This is a genomic window from Corynebacterium doosanense CAU 212 = DSM 45436 (assembly GCF_000767055.1).
GTDB classification, from domain to species: Bacteria; Actinomycetota; Actinomycetes; order Mycobacteriales; family Mycobacteriaceae; genus Corynebacterium; species Corynebacterium doosanense.
This window is the reverse complement of the sequence record NZ_CP006764.1, coordinates 1,805,462-1,822,344: the sequence shown is the minus strand read 5'-3', so window position 1 is coordinate 1,822,344 and position 16,883 is coordinate 1,805,462. Positions and strand designations below refer to the sequence as shown.

Annotated in this window: 15 protein-coding genes; 7 read left to right on the top strand and 8 right to left on the bottom strand. The window is 64.0% G+C overall.

Translation table 11 applies throughout. The annotated features are described in order from the left end of the window. Positions 1 to 22: 22 nt before the first annotated feature. Positions 23 to 1,477, top strand: a complete 1,455-nt coding sequence (pyk, locus tag CDOO_RS08930) for a pyruvate kinase (RefSeq protein WP_026159212.1) — start codon at positions 23 to 25, stop codon at positions 1,475 to 1,477. A 67-nt stretch (positions 1,478 to 1,544) separates the two neighbouring features. Here pyk and CDOO_RS08925 read toward each other — a convergent pair whose 3' ends face one another. The 6 genes from CDOO_RS08925 to CDOO_RS08910 form a co-directional block, all read right to left on the bottom strand. After that, on the bottom strand, positions 1,545 to 3,908 hold the full coding sequence (locus CDOO_RS08925; protein ID WP_018020931.1) for a glycogen/starch/alpha-glucan phosphorylase: 2,364 nt from the start codon (positions 3,906 to 3,908) through the stop codon (positions 1,545 to 1,547). Between the two features lie 348 nt (positions 3,909 to 4,256). Next, positions 4,257 to 4,745: a hypothetical protein gene (locus tag CDOO_RS08920; protein WP_018020932.1), complete on the bottom strand. Its 489-nt coding sequence runs from the start codon at positions 4,743 to 4,745 to the stop codon at positions 4,257 to 4,259. 1,315 nt (positions 4,746 to 6,060) lie between these two features. Continuing rightward, positions 6,061 to 6,570, bottom strand: coding sequence for a hypothetical protein (locus CDOO_RS13965; protein WP_155861258.1), 510 nt, complete (start codon positions 6,568 to 6,570; stop codon positions 6,061 to 6,063). Between the two features lie 132 nt (positions 6,571 to 6,702). Further along, positions 6,703 to 7,038: a NucA/NucB deoxyribonuclease domain-containing protein gene (locus tag CDOO_RS14530; protein WP_425389152.1), complete on the bottom strand. Its 336-nt coding sequence runs from the start codon at positions 7,036 to 7,038 to the stop codon at positions 6,703 to 6,705. Between the two features lie 1,022 nt (positions 7,039 to 8,060). After that, complete coding sequence (locus tag CDOO_RS08915) at positions 8,061 to 9,320, bottom strand: amidohydrolase (RefSeq protein ID WP_018020933.1); 1,260 nt, start codon at positions 9,318 to 9,320, stop codon at positions 8,061 to 8,063. Then, on the bottom strand, positions 9,317 to 10,624 hold the full coding sequence (locus CDOO_RS08910) for a DUF4921 family protein (protein ID WP_018020934.1): 1,308 nt from the start codon (positions 10,622 to 10,624) through the stop codon (positions 9,317 to 9,319). The genes CDOO_RS08915 and CDOO_RS08910 overlap by 4 nt, the downstream gene beginning before the upstream one ends. Positions 10,625 to 10,653: 29 nt before the next feature. Between CDOO_RS08910 and CDOO_RS08905 the strand changes: the two genes are divergently transcribed. Beyond that, a complete protein-coding gene (locus tag CDOO_RS08905; protein ID WP_018020935.1) occupies positions 10,654 to 11,061 on the top strand; it encodes a hypothetical protein in 408 nt (135 codons plus the stop codon). Here CDOO_RS08905 and CDOO_RS08900 read toward each other — a convergent pair. Then, a complete protein-coding gene (locus CDOO_RS08900; RefSeq protein WP_018020936.1) occupies positions 11,031 to 12,038 on the bottom strand; it encodes a glycerate kinase in 1,008 nt (335 codons plus the stop codon). The genes CDOO_RS08905 and CDOO_RS08900 overlap by 31 nt on opposite strands. A gap of 215 nt (positions 12,039 to 12,253) precedes the next feature. Here CDOO_RS08900 and gdhA point away from each other — a divergent pair, with 215 nt between their 5' ends. The 5 genes from gdhA to mutM all read left to right on the top strand — a co-directional run bounded on the left by gdhA (position 12,254) and on the right by mutM (position 16,602). Next, complete coding sequence (gene gdhA, locus CDOO_RS08895) at positions 12,254 to 13,600, top strand: NADP-specific glutamate dehydrogenase (protein ID WP_018020937.1); 1,347 nt, start codon at positions 12,254 to 12,256, stop codon at positions 13,598 to 13,600. Positions 13,601 to 13,700: 100 nt separating this feature from the next. Then, positions 13,701 to 14,447, top strand: coding sequence for a DivIVA domain-containing protein (locus CDOO_RS08890; RefSeq protein ID WP_018020938.1), 747 nt, complete (start codon positions 13,701 to 13,703; stop codon positions 14,445 to 14,447). A 37-nt stretch (positions 14,448 to 14,484) separates the two neighbouring features. Beyond that, complete coding sequence (locus CDOO_RS08885) at positions 14,485 to 15,018, top strand: YceD family protein (RefSeq protein ID WP_018020939.1); 534 nt, start codon at positions 14,485 to 14,487, stop codon at positions 15,016 to 15,018. Continuing rightward, positions 15,015 to 15,776, top strand: a complete 762-nt coding sequence (gene rnc, locus CDOO_RS08880) for a ribonuclease III (RefSeq protein ID WP_018020940.1) — start codon at positions 15,015 to 15,017, stop codon at positions 15,774 to 15,776. The genes CDOO_RS08885 and rnc overlap by 4 nt, the downstream gene beginning before the upstream one ends. After that, positions 15,769 to 16,602: a bifunctional DNA-formamidopyrimidine glycosylase/DNA-(apurinic or apyrimidinic site) lyase gene (gene mutM, locus CDOO_RS08875; RefSeq protein ID WP_018020941.1), complete on the top strand. Its 834-nt coding sequence runs from the start codon at positions 15,769 to 15,771 to the stop codon at positions 16,600 to 16,602. The genes rnc and mutM overlap by 8 nt, the downstream gene beginning before the upstream one ends. Before the next feature lie 10 nt (positions 16,603 to 16,612). Here the strand turns inward: mutM and CDOO_RS08870 are convergent, their stop codons facing one another. Beyond that, a complete protein-coding gene (locus CDOO_RS08870; RefSeq protein WP_018020942.1) occupies positions 16,613 to 16,882 on the bottom strand; it encodes a hypothetical protein in 270 nt (89 codons plus the stop codon). Between the last annotated feature and the right edge of the window lies 1 nt (position 16,883).

Genomic DNA, 16,883 nt, shown 5'->3' with positions numbered 1-16,883 from the left:
CCAAGCAAGTAGGGTGAAACACGTGGATAGAAGAACCAAGATCGTCTGTACTCTCGGCCCGGCCGTCGCTTCCAAGGAAGGCATCCTTGAGCTGGTGAAAGCTGGCATGAACGTCGCCCGCATGAACTTCTCGCACGGTGATCACGCCGACCACAAGCAGAACTATGACTGGGTGCGCGAGGCCACCGACGAGACCGGCCAGGCCGTGGGCATCCTCGCCGACCTCCAGGGCCCGAAGATTCGCCTCGGACGCTTCGCAGAGACCGCCACCGTGTGGGAGAACGGCGAGGTCGTCCGCATCACCGTGGAGGATGTCGTGGGCACCCACGACCGTGTCTCCACCACCTACAAGAACCTCGCCCGCGACGCCAAGCCCGGCGACCGCCTGCTCGTCGACGACGGCAAGGTCGCGCTCGTGTGCATCGAGGTCGACGGCGACGACGTCGTCTGCGAGGTCGTCGAGGGCGGCCCCGTCTCCAACAACAAGGGTGTCTCCCTCCCGGGAATGGACATCTCCGTCCCCGCCCTGTCCGAGAAGGACATCGCCGATCTGCGCTACGCCATGGAGCTCGGCGTCGACCTCGTCGCCCTGTCCTTCGTGCGCTCGCCCGCGGACGTCGACCTGGTCCACGAGATCATGGACGAGTACGGGTTCCGCGTGCCGGTGATCGCCAAGCTGGAGAAGCCCGAGGCCATCGACGCGCTCGAGTCCATCGTGCTTGCCTTTGACGGCATCATGGTCGCCCGCGGTGACCTCGGCGTGGAGATCCCGCTGGAGGAGGTCCCGCTGGTGCAGAAGCGTGCGATCCAGATTGCCCGCGAGAACGCCAAGCCCGCCATCGTGGCCACCCAGATGCTCGACTCCATGATCGAGAACTCCCGCCCCACCCGCGCGGAGGCCTCCGACGTGGCCAACGCCGTGCTCGACGGCGCCGACGCGGTCATGCTCTCCGGCGAGACCTCGGTGGGCCGCGACCCGCACAACACCGTCCGGGTCATGAGCCGCATCGTCAAGGTCGCGGAGAAGGACGGGTCCGTCCCGCCGCTCAGCCACGTCCCGCGCACGAAGCGTGGTGTCGTGTCCTACTCGGCCCGTGACATCGCCGAGCGCCTCGGCGCCCGCGCCCTGGTCGTGTTCACCACCTCGGGTGACACCGCCAAGCGCGTCGCGCGCCTTCACTCCCCGCTGCCGCTGCTGGTGTTCACACCCCACCAGCACGTCCGTTCGCGCCTCGCGCTGACCTGGGGTGCGGAGACCTTCCTCTGCAAGCCCATCGAGAAGACCGAGGAGATGATGGACATCATCGACAGCGAGCTCCTCGCGCTTCCCGAGTACTCCGAGAACGACATGATGGTCGTCGTCGCCGGCACCCCTCCGGGAATCGCGGGCAACACCAACATGATCCACGTGCACCTCCTCGGCGAGGTCGTCACCGTTCCCAAGGAGGAGCAGGATACGCCGGAGGACATCGTTTAGTACCTCGCGTATCGACGGCCCCGTCTCCCGCATCCGCGGGAAACGGGGCCGTTTCGTCTGTGCGGCTCTACTTCACCGCAGCGGGGGAGATCTTCCACACCTCGTCGGCGTAGTCGCGGATCGTGCGGTCGGAGGAGAAGCGTCCGGAGGCACAGATGTTGGCCCAGCACATGCGTGCCCAGGCCAGCTGGTCGGCGACGTAGTCGGCGGACATGCGGTCGCGGGTTTCGCGGTAGTCCTCGAAGTCACCGAGCAGGTAGTAGGTGTCGGTGGCGGACTCACCGTAGCCGTGGATGAGCGAGTTCTTCAGGTCGTGGAACTGGCCGGTGCCGTTATCGTCCAGCAGGCCGTTGTCGAAGGCGTCGAGCACGCGCTTGAGGCCCGGCACCCGCTCGTAGTACTCGTGCGGGGAGTACTCGGCGCGTAGGCCGGGCAGCTCCTCCTCGCGGGCGCCGAAGATGTAGGCGTTGTCCTCGCCGACGGAGTCGACGATCTCCACGTTGGCGCCGTCCATGGTGCCCAGGGTCAGGGCGCCGTTCATCATGAACTTCATGTTCGACGTGCCCGAGGCCTCCTTGCCGGCGGTGGAGATCTGCTCGGAAATGTCGGCGGCGGGGATGATCTTCTCGGCGGGGGAGACGTTGTAGTTCTCGATGAAGACCACGCGCAGGGTCTTGGACACCTCCGGGTCGTTGTTGATCAGCTCGCCGATCTCGTTGATGAGCTTGATGATCGCCTTGGCGCGCACATAACCCGGGGCTGCCTTGGCGCCGAACACGAAGGTGCGCTTGGGCAGGTCGGTCTCCCCGTCCTCCTTGATGCGGAAGTACAGGTCGAGGATGTAGAGCGCGTTGAGCAGCTGACGCTTGTACTCGTGCAGACGCTTGATCTGGACGTCGAAAATTGAGTCCGGGTCCACGTCGATGCCCTGGCGGTTCTTGATCCAGGTGGCGAAGTCGCGTTTGTTGGCGGCCTTGATGCTGGTCAGCTCCTCCATGACCTCGTCATCAGAGGCCAGCGGGGCGAGATCGGCGAGGATGTCCATGTCGGTGATCCAGGCGTCGGAACCCGTGAGTGAGGTGAGGAGCTCGCGCAGGCGCGGGTTGCACATGGCCAGCCAGCGGCGCGGGGTGACGCCGTTGGTCTTGTTGTTGAACTTCTCCGGCCAGATCGCGGCCCAGTCGGCCAGGGTGTCGCGTTTGATGATCTCGGAGTGGATCGCCGCCACGCCGTTGATGGAGAACGCCGCGTAGCAGGCGATCCATGCCATGTGCACGGTTCCGCCCTGCAGCGGCGCCATGCGTTCGATGGTCTCGGCGTCCAGGCCGCGGGACTCCATGTCCAGGCGGAAGCGGCGGTCGATCTCCACGATGATCTCGTACACGCGCCAGAACATGGACTTGAAGATCGACTCCTCCCATTGCTCCAGGGCCTCGGTGAGCACGGTGTGGTTGGTGTAGGCGAAAGTCTTGGTGACGATGTCCCACGCCTCCTCCCAGCCCAGGCCGTGCTCGTCGAGAAGCAGGCGCATGAGCTCGGGGATGGCCAGCACCGGGTGGGTGTCATTGAGCTGGACGCAGTGGAACTCGGCGAAGGAATGCACGTCGCCGTGCTCCTCGACGTGGTTGGCGACCATCTCCTGCAGCGACGCGGAGGTGAAGAAGTACTGCTGACGAACGCGCAGCTTCTTGCCCTCATAGGTGGTGTCGTTGGGATAGAGCACCCGGCAGATGTCGTTGACGGCCTCGCGCTCGACGATGGCGTCGGTGAAACGCTGGGAGTTGAAGGCGTCGTAGTCGAACTCGGCCAACGGCTCGGCCTTCCACAGGCGCAGCGTGCCCACGTTTTTCGTGCCGTAGCCGGTGATGGGCATGTCGTAGGGCACGGCCTGGACGTCCATGTCATCGAAATGCACGGCACGCTTCTGATGGGAGCGGCGGATGGTGAAGGGGTTGCCGTCCTCGCGCCACGGGTCGGGGTGCTCGACCTGGAAGCCGTCGGAGAACTCCTGGCGGAAGAGGCCGTAGCGGTACAGCAGGCCGTAGCCGGTGACGGGCAGGTCCTGGGTGACGGCGGAATCGAGGAAGCACGCGGCGAGGCGACCGAGGCCACCGTTGCCCAGCGCGGCGTCGTTCTCCGACTCGAGCACGTCGACGAGGTCGTGGCCGAGCTCGGCGGCCTGGTTGCGTGCGTCGTCGACAAGCTCCAGATTGGTGAGGTTGTTCAGTAGCGCGCGGCCCATGAGGAACTCGGCGGAGAAGTAATGCTGCTGGCGTACGGGGGCATAGGCCTTGCGGGTTTCGTGCCAGTCGTCGGCAATGCGGTCAACGACGGAGCGGGAGAGGCCGAACCAGAATTTCCGGTCGGTGGCGAGCCTGGGGACGGTGCCGGAAGCGGCGCGGACATGACCTGAAACTTGGAAATCCTGCACGAAAAATCCTGCCTTAAGTTCACGAAACGGGTGTGGAGCACAGGTTCCTGAGCCTATACGGCTTTCGGGTATTTCACCTGTCCACGTGGCCGAGACGGCAGGGATCGCTAATCGACGATCGCGACACACTATTCGTTACTTATATGGGGTCTGTTTGCCGGTGTGGCTAGGGGTTGTGGTGGTACACGTCAAAATTTGGGGGGTCTCTCCTTGCGCGGGTGTTGCGACCCAACCGGTTCGAGCGGGGTTCCGGCAGATGTCTCACTTCCAATGGGCAGCTAGATAGCTACGGAAATCACTGCCACGCGGGTGAAACACACTGTCTTCTTTATTTTGCAATTCTTTCTTCTAGTCGGGGAAAATGTCTTGGCGGGGACGGAGGGAAGCCTCCGGCCAGAACTCGAGCCGCATCTGGCCGGGGAGGGAGTCCCAGGTGCGGCCCGATCCGGGGTAGTCCATGAAATCGACGCTGTCGGGATGGGTGCCTAGAATCCCGTGTCGAGTTTGGGTCTTGTCGTAGTACGCGTAGCCACGAATGCGCCACGTCCCGCACGGCAGGCGCCAGTCATTGATTGGCTCGCCCGGGTAACCTGCTGGCCCACCGTAGTTATCGTTCAACTCGGCGGGCAGCCCAGGTAGGAACGTTGCGGAGACCTCTGAATACTGATTCCAACCGTCCATGTCTGGCTCGCCCGGGTTGGAATCTAAGATGCAGAGAGTCATTCCTACTGCCTCGTCGATGGTTGGAGGAAGTATTTCCAGATGACTCACACCTGCGAAGAGGAAGGCACCCTTATGGAACTCGGGCGGGAAAATGATGTAGAAATCTTCCGTCATTTCATAGACAGTATCTGGACCCCATGGCACCCAGCCTGGGTCGTCCGAGTCCTCGACATATGGGACATTCGATATTCCGAAGGTAACGGCGCCAGGCACCTTAATCGCACCGCTTACGCAATTCTCCATCAGATGACCCTTTTCTACTGTGTGTAAATACTTAACCCTCTGGGCTCCGTGTTTGGAAATTAAGCATACCGGAACCAATTCGGTGTGGAAATAACTTAGGTACGTTCGGTCGTTCAATCTCGTGCCGATTGAGGGCGGCAGTTGGGCGCAGGTAGATTTCTGCGCAGGACGTGCTCAGCCCTGAGAGAACGCACCCTAGTCCAAGTCCACTCGTATGGGGGGGAGGGGCGGTGGTTGGATCTAACGAAGTCCGAAGCGCTTCCAGCAGTATTGATCGGGGTGGATTTCAACTGGGAGAACAGTAAATAGCCATTCTGATCAGTATTGGTAGTGGTCACAACTTCGAAAAATACGGGTGGACAGTCCCCCTCTCAAAGGCGCGCTGGTCGCCGAGAGAGGGGTCATCCGCCTCCTACTGGGCCGGCGGTGTCGGTGAACGGGCAAAAATCCTGAGGATCATCAGGCTGCGCAGGTTACCCAGTGGTGATAGTGAACGTGCCCACGACCTCTGCGCCGTCAGAGGCGAAGAGAGGGATGATTCGATCGCCCGGAGCCGACTCATCTGTCGCGTGGGAAGGGTTTTCGGGCAGGGTTGTCTCAAGGTCCGTGTCTCGGACGAAGCCCTGGGTTCCATTGTCTCCGAACGCGGGAGTAAATCCGGCCGGAGCATCTTCGACCTTCACACGGTCGGCGGAAGCCGGTTTTTGCTGGGCGGCGAAGGTCCGTGTCAATCGTGCACCGCTGGCCACCCAAATGGGATCCGTTTGGAACGTGGGAAGATTCACGTACGTTTGTTTCGTGTCATTCCACACAGATACAAATCCGTGGCTGTTGTACCAGCCGTCCCCGCAGTTCCGGGAAGTTCCGAAAGACATTTCGGTGGCGGGCCAGGGGTTGTACTGGTAATCAATAGCCTCACAGAGAACCCCGGATTTGAAAAGTCGCGCTCGAACGCCCATGGTTCCCTGCGGGGCCTCAGAACCGGTCATGGACCAAATACGGGTAGAGGCGCTCAGTGCGGGAGAGTCGGTGATCGTAGAATTGTGCATGTACAAACGGCCGTCAATTGGGGTTGTGGGACCGGTCCAACCAGTTTTGGAGGCGGCGCTCGCTGGTGCCTGAACTCCCAAGACGAGTGGTATTGTTAAGAAAAGTGCTGCGACGCGTGTGAAATACGATGCTTTCCTCATTTTGCGATTCTTCCTTCTAGTGGTGGGAAAATGTCTTGGCGTGGTCGGAGGGTGTCCTCTGGCCAGAATTCAAGTCGCATCTGTCCGGGAAGACTGTCCCAGGTGCGGCCCGAATCGGGGTAGTCCATGAATTCGACGCTGTCAGGATGCGTCCCTGGGGTGCCATTGTCGGTCTTTGTGTATTCGTAGTAGGCATAGCCGCGAACGCGCCACGTCCCGCAAGGGAGGCGCCAGTCATTGATTGGCTCGCCCGGGTAACCTGCAGGTCCACCGTAGTTGTCATTTAGATTGGCGGGCGGCCCGGGGAGGAACGTTGCGGAGACCTCTGAATACTGATTCCATCCGTCCATGTCTGGCTCGCCCGGGTTGGAATCTAAGATGCAGAGGGTCATCCCTACAGCTTCGTCCATAGTCGGGGGAACTATTTCAATATGGCTGGTACCTGCGAATAGGAGCGCCTTCTTATGCCATTCGGGCGGAGCAATGATTTGGAAATCGTCCGTCATTTGAAAGACGGTATCAGGACCCCATGGCTCCCAGTTTGGGTCGTCCGAGTCCTCAATATAAGGAACATTTGATATTCCGAAGGTAACGGCGCCAGGCACCTTAATGGCGCCGCTTAGACAGGCCGGCATTTGCTAGCTCACCTTAACCCTGTAGGAATCCCCATATTGAACCTGTTGAGTTCGAAGGAAAGTGGACATTTGGTTACCCTGCAAATTGTTTTCTGGGGATGGCACCCACTTGGTCTGTGCATTCGCGCCGCCTTGGGTTGCTGATGCGAACGGATATTCATCGCAAGACGGGTCAGACATTCCGGGCGGCTTAGGTTGGAGTGATTCCAGCTTTCGCTTTGCTACCGGCCCGCAGACTGCAACTCGGTTGGCGTCGCGATCGTCACTTGTGGCTCGGGTAAGCGTCGAGGGGTGTCCGGCTGCGATCGCGGTTGAAATATTTTCTGCAATGTAGGGCATTTCGGCTCGGCTGAATGACAGTGTGGGTAAATTATTTGGATTCACACAATTGGCGGTAGTTCCTGTCCATGCACGGCTGCAGCGAACTGTGTAGCTTCCAGGTTGTGAGATCGGGGTCGGGCTCAGCGTCGTAGTGAATCTCATGTTCACTCGGATCCCGGGGGTCCCCGGCGATGTGGAAGCTACACTCAACGTTTGTTGATCAAGGTCCTTGAGCCCCACGGTGTTCTTCAAATCTTCCGAACTCACCGATTTTGGCGGAGTTAGAAACCGGTTATCGCTGGATACGAATTCATAGGAGATTATTTCAGGAAGTGGTGCACCGGTCTCAGATGTGATGGTGGCATATGGCTTAGTCCACGGCGTTTTGTTGGCGGGGCCCATGTTGATATCTGCCCGGAAAACAATTGTTCGGCTCCCTATCAGTGTGCAAGACGGTGCCGTTCCTGCACAGTGATCGAGCTTGAGTCGGTATGTTTCGCATGCGCGGAAACGACTAGTACGGTCACAGTCCGCGAGTGACGCGGATCTCGACTGCAGAGAAATTATGTTTTCGGACTCCTGTTCATTAGCATCTCCCACGGTTGCCCGCTCCCAGAAGTTTTCCGGTATCGAGTTAGGATCTGCTGGGTCCGGTATCGAGTTAGGATCTGCTGGGTCCGGTATCGAGTTAGGATCTGCTGGGTCCGGTATCGAGTTAGGATCTGCTGGGTCCGGTATCGAGTTAGGATCTACTGAGGGGGCGGGAAGGCTGGAAAACCCTGATGAAAGCGTCGACGATTGGGCGGTTGCGGGTATGGGCAGCGTGAAGGTAGCCAGAAACGTGGAGACGAGAATGGCTAGTAGAGCTGCGGGGAGTCGTCGCATTGAGTGGTGTCCCGTCAGATTGAGGGAGGCCTTGAGAAGATCCGGACTGGATCTGACATGGACGATATCCTAATAGTTAGCGCCCCAATAGGAAAATTGATCTCGGGCCCGAAAGAAGTCCCCCCGGGGGTGAGAACTGTCCAGTGTGAAAGTTGTTAAGTCCGCCCCAGATAAGCCAGCGCCGCCGCCACCCCGGCCTTGGTCGCCGCATCGGCCGTGGGTTCGTAGTCGGGCAGGAAGGTGGGCTGGTGGTTGACGGGCACGTCTATGTCGGTGCGCCCGGCCTTTTCCGCGGCGTCCCACACGTCCCTGGGGGTACAGCCGATGATCCAGAAGAGGTAGGGGGCGGAAAACGCGGCGGGAAGGTGGGAGAAGTCTTCGGAGGCGCTGGTGCGCACGGCGTCGACGCTGTCGTTGCCGAAGACCTGGTCAAACACCGGACGCACGGCCTCGAAGACCTCGGGGGAGTTGTCGATGAGCTCGCCGTGGGCGAAGAACTCAAACTCGGGGGGCTTGGGCGATCCGGAGGCCTGGCATTCGGCCTCGACGACACGGCGAATGGCTGCGTAGATGCGCTTCTTAGTGGTGTCGTTGAAGAAGCGGCAGTTGAGCACCAGCTCGGCGGTGGCGGGGATGATGTTGTTGGTGGTGCCCGCGTGCATCTGCCCGACCGTGACCACGGCGAAGTCGTCCGGGTTGACCTCACGGCCGACGATGCCCTGCAGGCGCACGATGATCATGGCGGCGATGTAGGTCGGGTCGACGGCACGGTGTGGCATGGAGCCGTGGGCGCTGCGCCCGTGCAGGGTGATGCGGATGGAGTCGCAGGCGGCGAACTCGGGCCCGGCCATCGTCTGCACCTCCCCGGCGCGCCCGGGCAGGACATGCTGACCGAGGCAGACGTCGGGACGCGGGATCTTGGTGGCCAGTCCGTCGGCGATCATGGCGTTGGCGCCGGTGGAGTTCTCCTCCGCGGGCTGGAACAGACCGACAAATGTGCCGGACCAGGTGTCGCGGTTGTCGTCGAGGATGGCGATCATGCCCATGAGAGCGGCGGTGTGCATGTCATGGCCGCAGGCGTGCATGACGCCGGACATGGTGCCGTCGGTACGTGGGCGAAGCCTCGTGGAGGCATAAGGGACGTCGGTCTCCTCCTTCACCGCGAGTGCGTCATGGTCTGAGCGGAACAATACGGTGGGGCCCTCGCCGTTGCGCAGTACCGCGCAGGCGCCGAAGCCGCCGATGGGGGAGACGATCTCGCAGTCGAAGCGTTTCAGCTGCGCGACGATCCGCGACAGGGTCTCCGACTCCTGCCCGGAGAGCTCCGGGTGTTCGTGCAGGTCCTCGTAGAACGGGCGCTGGAAGGACAGGTCCGTGCCGTGGGTGGACAGGAAGCGGGCGATGTCGAGAGTCATGGGTTCCTCTGTATGTAACGCAGTCGGTTCGGGGTGGTGGAGCATTCGGTGGCGATGCGGATGTTTGTGTCGATCCGGCCTTGTCGGCGCAGCTCATAGAGCGCGGACACAACCAGGTCGCGGGTCTGTTCCGGGGTGCGGGTGTTGACGTAGATCTTGGTCCCGCCCTCGAATCCGGCGAGGGTGGACACCCGCCACTTGATGTTCACCCGCCACGGCATGGCCACGTCGACGTCCGGGGGCTGGTGGTGCCACTCCTCGTTGCACGGCACGGACGGCCCGGCGGCGGCGTGCGCGGCGTGGAGAAGGTCGCTCATGGCGTCGATCTCCTCGCCGGAATGCTCCCAGGGCCGGCAGCTGGCCGAGGTGGAGTAGATGCTCAGGGTGGGGTAGCGGTGCCCGATGCCCACGACCAGCACCGCGTGATCATTCTCCGCGATGATGAGGTTGTGGTAGCCGGCGTAGTTCACGCCCCACTCGTTGTACATGTTGGGGTTGTGGCGCAGTCGGGCAATCTCCTCGTCGGCGCTGGCCCCGCGCGCGTCGATGGCCACGAGCTGCTTGTGCAGGTGGTCGAAGCTTGCCCCGGCCGCGGAGAGCCAGTTCTGGAACACGGAGACGTAACGCACGTAGGGGTTGCGTTCGTAGAGGTCACGGGTGGATTCCACGGCGAGGCGGATGAACGCGCGGTGCTCCGCGACGCTGAGCGTGCCCGAGCTGGCGAGCTGGTCGTCGAACTCCGCGCCGTCCACGAAGTGCCTGCGCGCTACGAGTACGTCGTGCCCGCCGGCGAAGTAAGACTCGCGCAGGATCTGCCGTCCTGCCTCGTTCGGGTTGCTTCCCGCGGCCTTGATTCGCGTATCGACGATCTTTTCCACGTGCTCCGCGCCTCCCGGCGCTGCCAGGTATTTTGCCATGGCAGCGCGGGTGTCGGCGTCGATCTCGTAGCCGTAGTTCTGCCGCCAGTAGTCGTAGGAGACGATCTCGAAGAGGTTCGGCACGCGTCGGAACTCCGCGCGGGTGTCGTGCAGGTGCTCCGGGGTGACGGCGCCCACCAGGTCGAAATGCCCGTTCTCGAGCACCACGCGGGACTTCTCCGGCGGGGTCTGCAGCATCCGGTCCGCGCAGAAGGCGCAGTAGTTCTCGGGGGATACGGGTTGCAGGGGGCGTCGAGAAGCGGGCGGCGTGGACAGCGGCCGATTTCCCCGGCCGGGCACCGACCACACCTCGGTCCCGGAGAACGGGTTGAGTTGTTTGATCGTCCCGTCAGCCATGTAGGTCAGGGGCGCGCCGGGAATGCTCATGCCGGCCACCTTAATTAAGCTCGGGTGCCATGCCCACTATTTGTTTTGATGTCCTCATCCCCGACGAGTTTGTTTCGGCACCGGAGGATCTCGGGGCCACGTTCCAGCGGGCGCTGGACATTCTTGTTCAACGCGGCCGGCTGAGCTCGGGAAACGCCACCCACGAGCGTGCGATCGACGTTGATCCGGGCGTGGTGGCGGAGCTGCGCGAGGTCTATGAGCGTGACCACGATGGCCGAGAGGCGGGGGAGGCGAGCATGCACCGCTACCTCATCGAGGCAGCGGGCGAGTCCGTGTCCTACAACGAGCTGGCCATGAGCCTGTCACGAATCCTGCAGCCCAAGGCCGACCTTCCGATGGATCCGGTGGCCTTGGAGCGTCAGCTCGATTTCGAGGCGCCCGCGATCTACCCCTGGACGGTGGAGATCCGCAGGTAGTCCACCGCGAGCTGTGCCCCGGCGTCCTGCAGAGATTCCCCCGCGTTGACGGTGAGGGCCTGCTCCGGGGCCGTCTCGCCCTCGCCCAGCACGACGCCGAGCACGTTGTCGGCGCCGGCGCTGCGGGCGAGGGCCGGGGCCAGCGCGCCGGTGGTGACCAGGAAGTCACCCGGGTTGATGAGGTCCGAGGTGTCCAGCGAGCCTGCCATCAGCTGCTCGGCCGGGATCAGGCGAACATTGTCCGCGCTGCCGTGCAGCAGGGCGGAGAGCCACGTGACGGCCACCGCAATCCCGCCGCCGGCGCCCAGACCCGGGGTGGCGGGATCGACGCCGGTAACCTCGGCGAGCTGCGCCATGCCGGGCGCGTCGGTGTCCAGGGGAGCTGAGGTGTCGGTGACTAGCACCCACTCCACCGCGCCGGCGCCGATGTTGAGCTGGGCGGTGTCAAAGTCCGCGAGAGTCTCCAGCGCGGTGCCGCCCTTGGGCAGGGTGCGGCCGGACTGATCCAGCGGGTTCGCGCCCAGGGCGACGAGCACACCCACCCCGCCGTCATCGGTGGGGCAGCCGGTGAGGTTGAGCACCACGCGCCGGGCTCCGCGGGACTGGGCGTCGGCGACCAGAACGCCGACGCCGTAGCTGTCCGAGCGCCCGGGGGTGAGGCGATCGGTGCCGGTGGCCTGCGCCGCATCGATGTAGGCCGTGGCCTGCTCCTTGTCCAGCACGTAGGTCGCCTCGGTGAGGGTGCCGGCGGCGGTAGTGGTGGGCAGCGTGACCTGCTCGCCGGGGAAAAGCTCGGCCAGGCTGGTGAGCCCGGAGTCGGGGAGCGAGAGCGGGGAGAGGCGGATCTTCGCGTCCCGGATGATGGAGAGGATGCCCTCGCCGAGCTGCTGGGCGACCTCGTCGGCGGAGTGCGAGCCGATGCCGGAGGGGGCGATGAGGATGGAGACCGGGCGGGGATCGTCGGGGGAGTAACTCATGGCAGTCAGCATATCCGCGCGCCTCTGAGCAGGGCGCAGCTGGTCCCTGGGGGAGTGGGCTGGAAGGCGGCGTCGATAGGCGAGTGATCCATGTCACTGAATTTTTTCCGGAACCGGCTTGCGCGACGCACGGCCATAAACAAAACTATCTATTGTTAGATAGGCACGCCGGGGTAGCCGGCCGCTACGGGATACAGACCGAAAGAGGTTCACGCATGACCACAGTCGAAGAGCAGGTCTCCGAGTACTACAACAAACTTCTCAAGAGGAACGCCGGTGAGCCCGAGTTCCACCAGGCCGTCGCCGAGGTCCTCGACTCCCTGAAGATCGTCCTGGGCAAGGACGAGCACTACGCCGACTACGGTCTGATCCAGCGCCTCTGCGAGCCCGAGCGCCAGATCATCTTCCGTGTCCCCTGGGTCGACGACAAGGGCAACGTGCACGTCAACCGCGGTTTCCGCGTCCAGTTCAACTCGGCACTCGGCCCCTACAAGGGCGGCCTGCGCTTCCACCCCTCGGTCAACCTGGGCATCGTCAAATTCCTCGGTTTCGAGCAGATCTTCAAGAACTCCCTGACCGGCCTGCCCATCGGCGGCGGCAAGGGTGGCTCCGACTTCGACCCCAAGGGCAAGTCCGACGCCGAGGTCATGCGCTTCTGCCAGTCCTTCATGTCCGAGCTGCAGCGCCACATCGGCGACCAGACCGACGTCCCCGCCGGTGACATCGGCGTCGGCGGCCGCGAGATCGGCTACCTCTTCGGCCAGTACCGTCGCTCCTCCAACCGCCACGAGTCCGGTGTGCTCACCGGCAAGGGCCTGACCTGGGGCGGCTCCCTCGTGCGCACCGAGGCGACCGGCTACGGCTGCGTCTACCTCACCGACGAAATGATGAAGGAGCACGGCGACTCCCTCGACGGCGCCAAGGTCATCGTCTCCGGCTCCGGCAACGTGGCCATCTACGCCATCGAGAAGGCGCAGCAGCTCGGCGCCACCGTTGTCGGCTTCTCCGACTCCTCCGGCTGGGTCTCCACCCCGGGTGGCGTCGACGTCGAACTGCTCCGCGACGTCAAGGAGGTCCGCCGCGAGCGGGTCACCGCGTACGTCGCCGAGTCCGAGGGTGCGACCTACCACTCCGACGGGTCCATCTGGGACCTCGAGGCCGACGTCGCTCTGCCCTGTGCCACCCAGAACGAGCTCGACGGCAACCACGCCGAGACCCTGGTGGCCAACGGTGTCAAGTACGTCGCCGAGGGCGCGAACATGCCGTCCACCCCGGAGGCCGTCGAGGTCTTCCGCGCCAAGGGCGTGCACTTCGCCCCGGGCAAGGCAGCCAACGCCGGCGGCGTGGCCACCTCCGCGCTGGAGATGCAGCAGAACGCATCCCGCGACTCCTGGACCTTCGAGTACACGGACGAGCGCCTCAAGGAGATCATGACCACGATCTTCCGCAACTCCGCCGACACCGCTGCCGAGTACGACCGTGAGCACGACTACGTCACGGGCGCGAACATCGCCGGCTTCAAGAAGGTCGCCGACGCCATGCTCGCCCAGGGCGTCATCTAAACCCTGTCAGTACTTAAACGCCCCGCAGTTTGCGGGGCGTTTTGCATGCCCCGTGGTGTCGGAACCCCGCGCAGGGGTGCGGCGGGTACCCTCCACTGACATGTACCGCGTTTTCGAATCCCTCGACGAACTTGTCCAGACGGTGGAGCAGGCCTACGGCGTGCCCATGACCTCCAACGCGATGGTCCCGCGCAACGAGGTGCTCACGCTTCTCGACGACCTGCGCAACGCCCTGCCGCTGGAGCTCGACGACGCCCAGGATGTCCTGGACAAGCAGGAGGAGATCCTCCGCGGCGCCGAGGAGCGCGCCCGCGACATCATCGCCGGCGCCGAGGCCGAGGCCGACGACATCGTCGGCGCCGCGCAGCAGGAGTCCGAGGACATGCTCGCGGACGCCCAGCGCCGCGCCACCGCCACCGTCGCCGCGGCGGACGACGAGGCCGACCGCACCGTCACCTCCGCCCGCTCCGAGGCCGACCGCCTCATCTCCGAGGGCAACGCCACCTACGAGCGTTACGTCAACGAGGGCCTCGCCGAGCAGCAGCGACTCGTCGACGACTCCGAGGTCACCCGGCGTGCCGACGAAGAGGCCCACCGCATCGTCGACTCCGCCCACGCCGAGTCCGACCGCCTGCGCACCGAGGCCGACGAGTTCGTCGACGGCAAGCTCGCCGACTTCGAGGAATCGCTCACCGGCATACTGCGCACCGTCACCAGCGACCGCGCGGCACTGCGCCGCGGCGCCGGGCTCTCCGGCGGGCCGCGCCAGGCGGCCCAGCCGGCTCCTGCCGAGCAGCGCTACGTGGCCGGCCGCGAGCCGCGCGTCCGGCGCCCCCGCAGCGAATAGGACCTATTCCCGGGGCGGCGGGTAGGATATGGCCGTTATGACATCACCGTTTGTATTTAATGTCGCCGAGTTGCTGCGCTCCAAGAACCAGATGCCGGTTCAGCGCCAGCAGTCCGGCCCCAGCCCCACCCGCATCGGCCCGGAGATGATCGCCATCTCCGAGGGCGAGGACGTCACCGTCGACGCTACCCTGACGCCCATCGGCTCCGGAATCTTCGTCAATGCAGAGGTCTCCACGACGCTGACCGGGGAATGTGTGCGCTGCCTGCGCGAGCTGCGCCCCGACTACACGCTGCGCATCAGCCAGGTGTTCGCGGCCTACGACGACTTCTTCACCGGGGACGAGGCCCTCGACGACGAGGACGAGGTCCCCATGGTCGAGCAGGACCACATCGATCTCCTCCAGACCGTCATCGACGAGGCCGGGCTCAAGCTGCCGTTCAACCCCACCTGCGAGGGCGGCTGCCACAACGAGGACACCGGCGTCCCCGCCCCCGACGGCGTGTCCGGCGAGGACGAGGCCGAGGAGAAGGTCGACCCGCGCTGGTCCGGGCTGGAGAAGTTCCTGTGAGCCGTTCCAAGAAGAACCGCATCACCGGCGAGGACGCCTGGGACGCGGGCTTTTCCGCCGTCGACCACGCCCCGCTCTTGGAGCGGCTCGGCGTGGAGCTGGAGCCGGTGAACCTGCGCCTCGCGCTGACCCACCGCTCCTTCGCCAACGAGAACGGCACGCTGCCCAACAACGAGCGCCTCGAGTTCCTCGGCGACGCCGTGCTCGGGTTGTCCGTGGCCGGGCAGCTCTTCGAGCAGTACCCCTCGCGCCCCGAGTCGGACATCTCCAAGATGCGCGCCTCCATCGTCTCCCGCTACGGTCTCGCCGACATCGCGCGTGAGATCGAGCTGGGCCGGCACATTCTGCTGGGCAAGGGCGAGCTGGTCACCGAGGGCCGCGACAAAGACTCCATCCTCGCCGATACCACCGAGGCGCTCTTCGGCGCGATCTACCGCCAGCACGGTTTCGCCGTCGCCCGCGACGTGATCCTGCGGCTGTTCAAGGAGAAGATCGACAACGCCTCCGCCGTGGGCATGCACCAGGACTGGAAGACCACCCTGCAGGAGCGCCTCGCCGAGCTCAAGGCCCCCATGCCGGTCTACACCGCCACCTCGGTCGGGCCGGACCACGACCTGACCTTCACCGCCAACGCCACGGTCGGGGGAACGATCCTCGGCACCGGCATTGGCGGGAACAAGAAGGTCGCCGAGCAGGAGGCCGCCCACCGGGCCTTCGCCGCGCTGCGGGACAACCCGGCGCTGGCCAGCCGTGCCTGAACTTCCCGAGGTCGAGGTAGTCCGCCGCGGCCTGGAGAAACACGTGCTCGGCGCGCGTTTCGACTCCGCCCGGGTCCTGCACCCGCGTGCCAACCGCGGCCAGGACGCGCCGCTGGAGGCCCTGCTTACTGGTGCCTCCGTGCGTGATGTTCGCCGGCGGGGAAAATTCCTCTGGCTCGAGCTCGACAACGATGACGCCCTCTTCGTCCACCTGGGCATGAGCGGTCAGATGCTCGTCGGATCACCCGGGGCATGCACATCGCCGCACCTGCGGATCCTGGCTGAGATGACGTCGAAAAGCGGCGATCCCCTGGAGCTGGCCTTCGTGGATCAGCGCACCTTCGGACGCTGGCTCGTGGCACCGCTTATCGACGGCGTCCCGCAGCCCGTCCGCCACATCGCCCGCGATCCGTTGGCGGCGGATTTTGACATCGTGGCCACCGCCCGGCGCATGCGTAAGTCCTCGTCGGCGGTGAAATCCGTGCTGCTCAACCAGGAGATTGTCTCCGGGATCGGCAACATCTACGCCGACGAATCGCTGTGGGCCGCGCAGATCAACCCTCGCCGAAGGGCGTCCGCGCTGCTCCAGCGCGAGGCCGTCAGTCTGCTCGAGGCTTCCCAGGACGTCATGGGGCGGGCGCTGGCCGTGGGCGGAACGAGTTTTGATGCGCTGTACGTCGACGTGGAAGGGGCATCGGGGTATTTCGCGCGCTCGCTGCACGTGTACGGGCGCGAGGGGGAGCCGTGCGATCGGTGCGGGACTCCCATTGTGCGACAGGCGTTCCAGAATCGCTCGAGTCACTTTTGTCCGGTGTGCCAAGGGTAGGGGTGGGCGGTCAGGCGGATAGTCGTCCGTAGCGTTGCCGCGCAGCTTCCCCAGTCGTTCCGACCAGCGTGCCGATCGCGTTCCAGGACATACCTCCCTGCCGCGCGGAGCGGATGGCATCAAGTAAGTGGCGTTCTGCGACTGACTGCTCTACGACGGCGGCGCGGAGTTCGTTCATCGCCTCTATGTTGAGCTCGTTGCCAGGTGAAGGCTCGAAGTGTTCAAAGCGCTGTGCGAGCTCGTCGGCGTGAGCAAGGATTTCTTCGACGGTGCGGGGCATA

What these genes read in the sequence shown, in the direction of transcription:
- CDOO_RS08905 (WP_018020935.1), top strand. Translation starts at nt 10,654, where the DNA reads ATGCCCACTATTTGTTTTGATGTCCTCATCCCCGACGAGTTTGTTTCG.
- CDOO_RS08870 (WP_018020942.1), bottom strand. Translation starts at nt 16,882, where the DNA reads ATGCCCCGCACCGTCGAAGAAATCCTTGCTCACGCCGACGAGCTCGCA.
- CDOO_RS08885 (WP_018020939.1), top strand. Translation starts at nt 14,485, where the DNA reads ATGACATCACCGTTTGTATTTAATGTCGCCGAGTTGCTGCGCTCCAAG.
- CDOO_RS08900 (WP_018020936.1), bottom strand. Translation starts at nt 12,038, where the DNA reads ATGAGTTACTCCCCCGACGATCCCCGCCCGGTCTCCATCCTCATCGCC.
- CDOO_RS08920 (WP_018020932.1), bottom strand. Translation starts at nt 4,745, where the DNA reads ATGACGGAAGATTTCTACATCATTTTCCCGCCCGAGTTCCATAAGGGT.
- CDOO_RS08915 (WP_018020933.1), bottom strand. Translation starts at nt 9,320, where the DNA reads ATGACTCTCGACATCGCCCGCTTCCTGTCCACCCACGGCACGGACCTG.
- gdhA (WP_018020937.1), top strand. Translation starts at nt 12,254, where the DNA reads ATGACCACAGTCGAAGAGCAGGTCTCCGAGTACTACAACAAACTTCTC.
- CDOO_RS13965 (WP_155861258.1), bottom strand. Translation starts at nt 6,570, where the DNA reads ATGACGGACGATTTCCAAATCATTGCTCCGCCCGAATGGCATAAGAAG.
- CDOO_RS14530 (WP_425389152.1), bottom strand. Translation starts at nt 7,038, where the DNA reads ATGCCCTACATTGCAGAAAATATTTCAACCGCGATCGCAGCCGGACAC.
- CDOO_RS08910 (WP_018020934.1), bottom strand. Translation starts at nt 10,624, where the DNA reads ATGAGCATTCCCGGCGCGCCCCTGACCTACATGGCTGACGGGACGATC.
- CDOO_RS08890 (WP_018020938.1), top strand. Translation starts at nt 13,701, where the DNA reads ATGTACCGCGTTTTCGAATCCCTCGACGAACTTGTCCAGACGGTGGAG.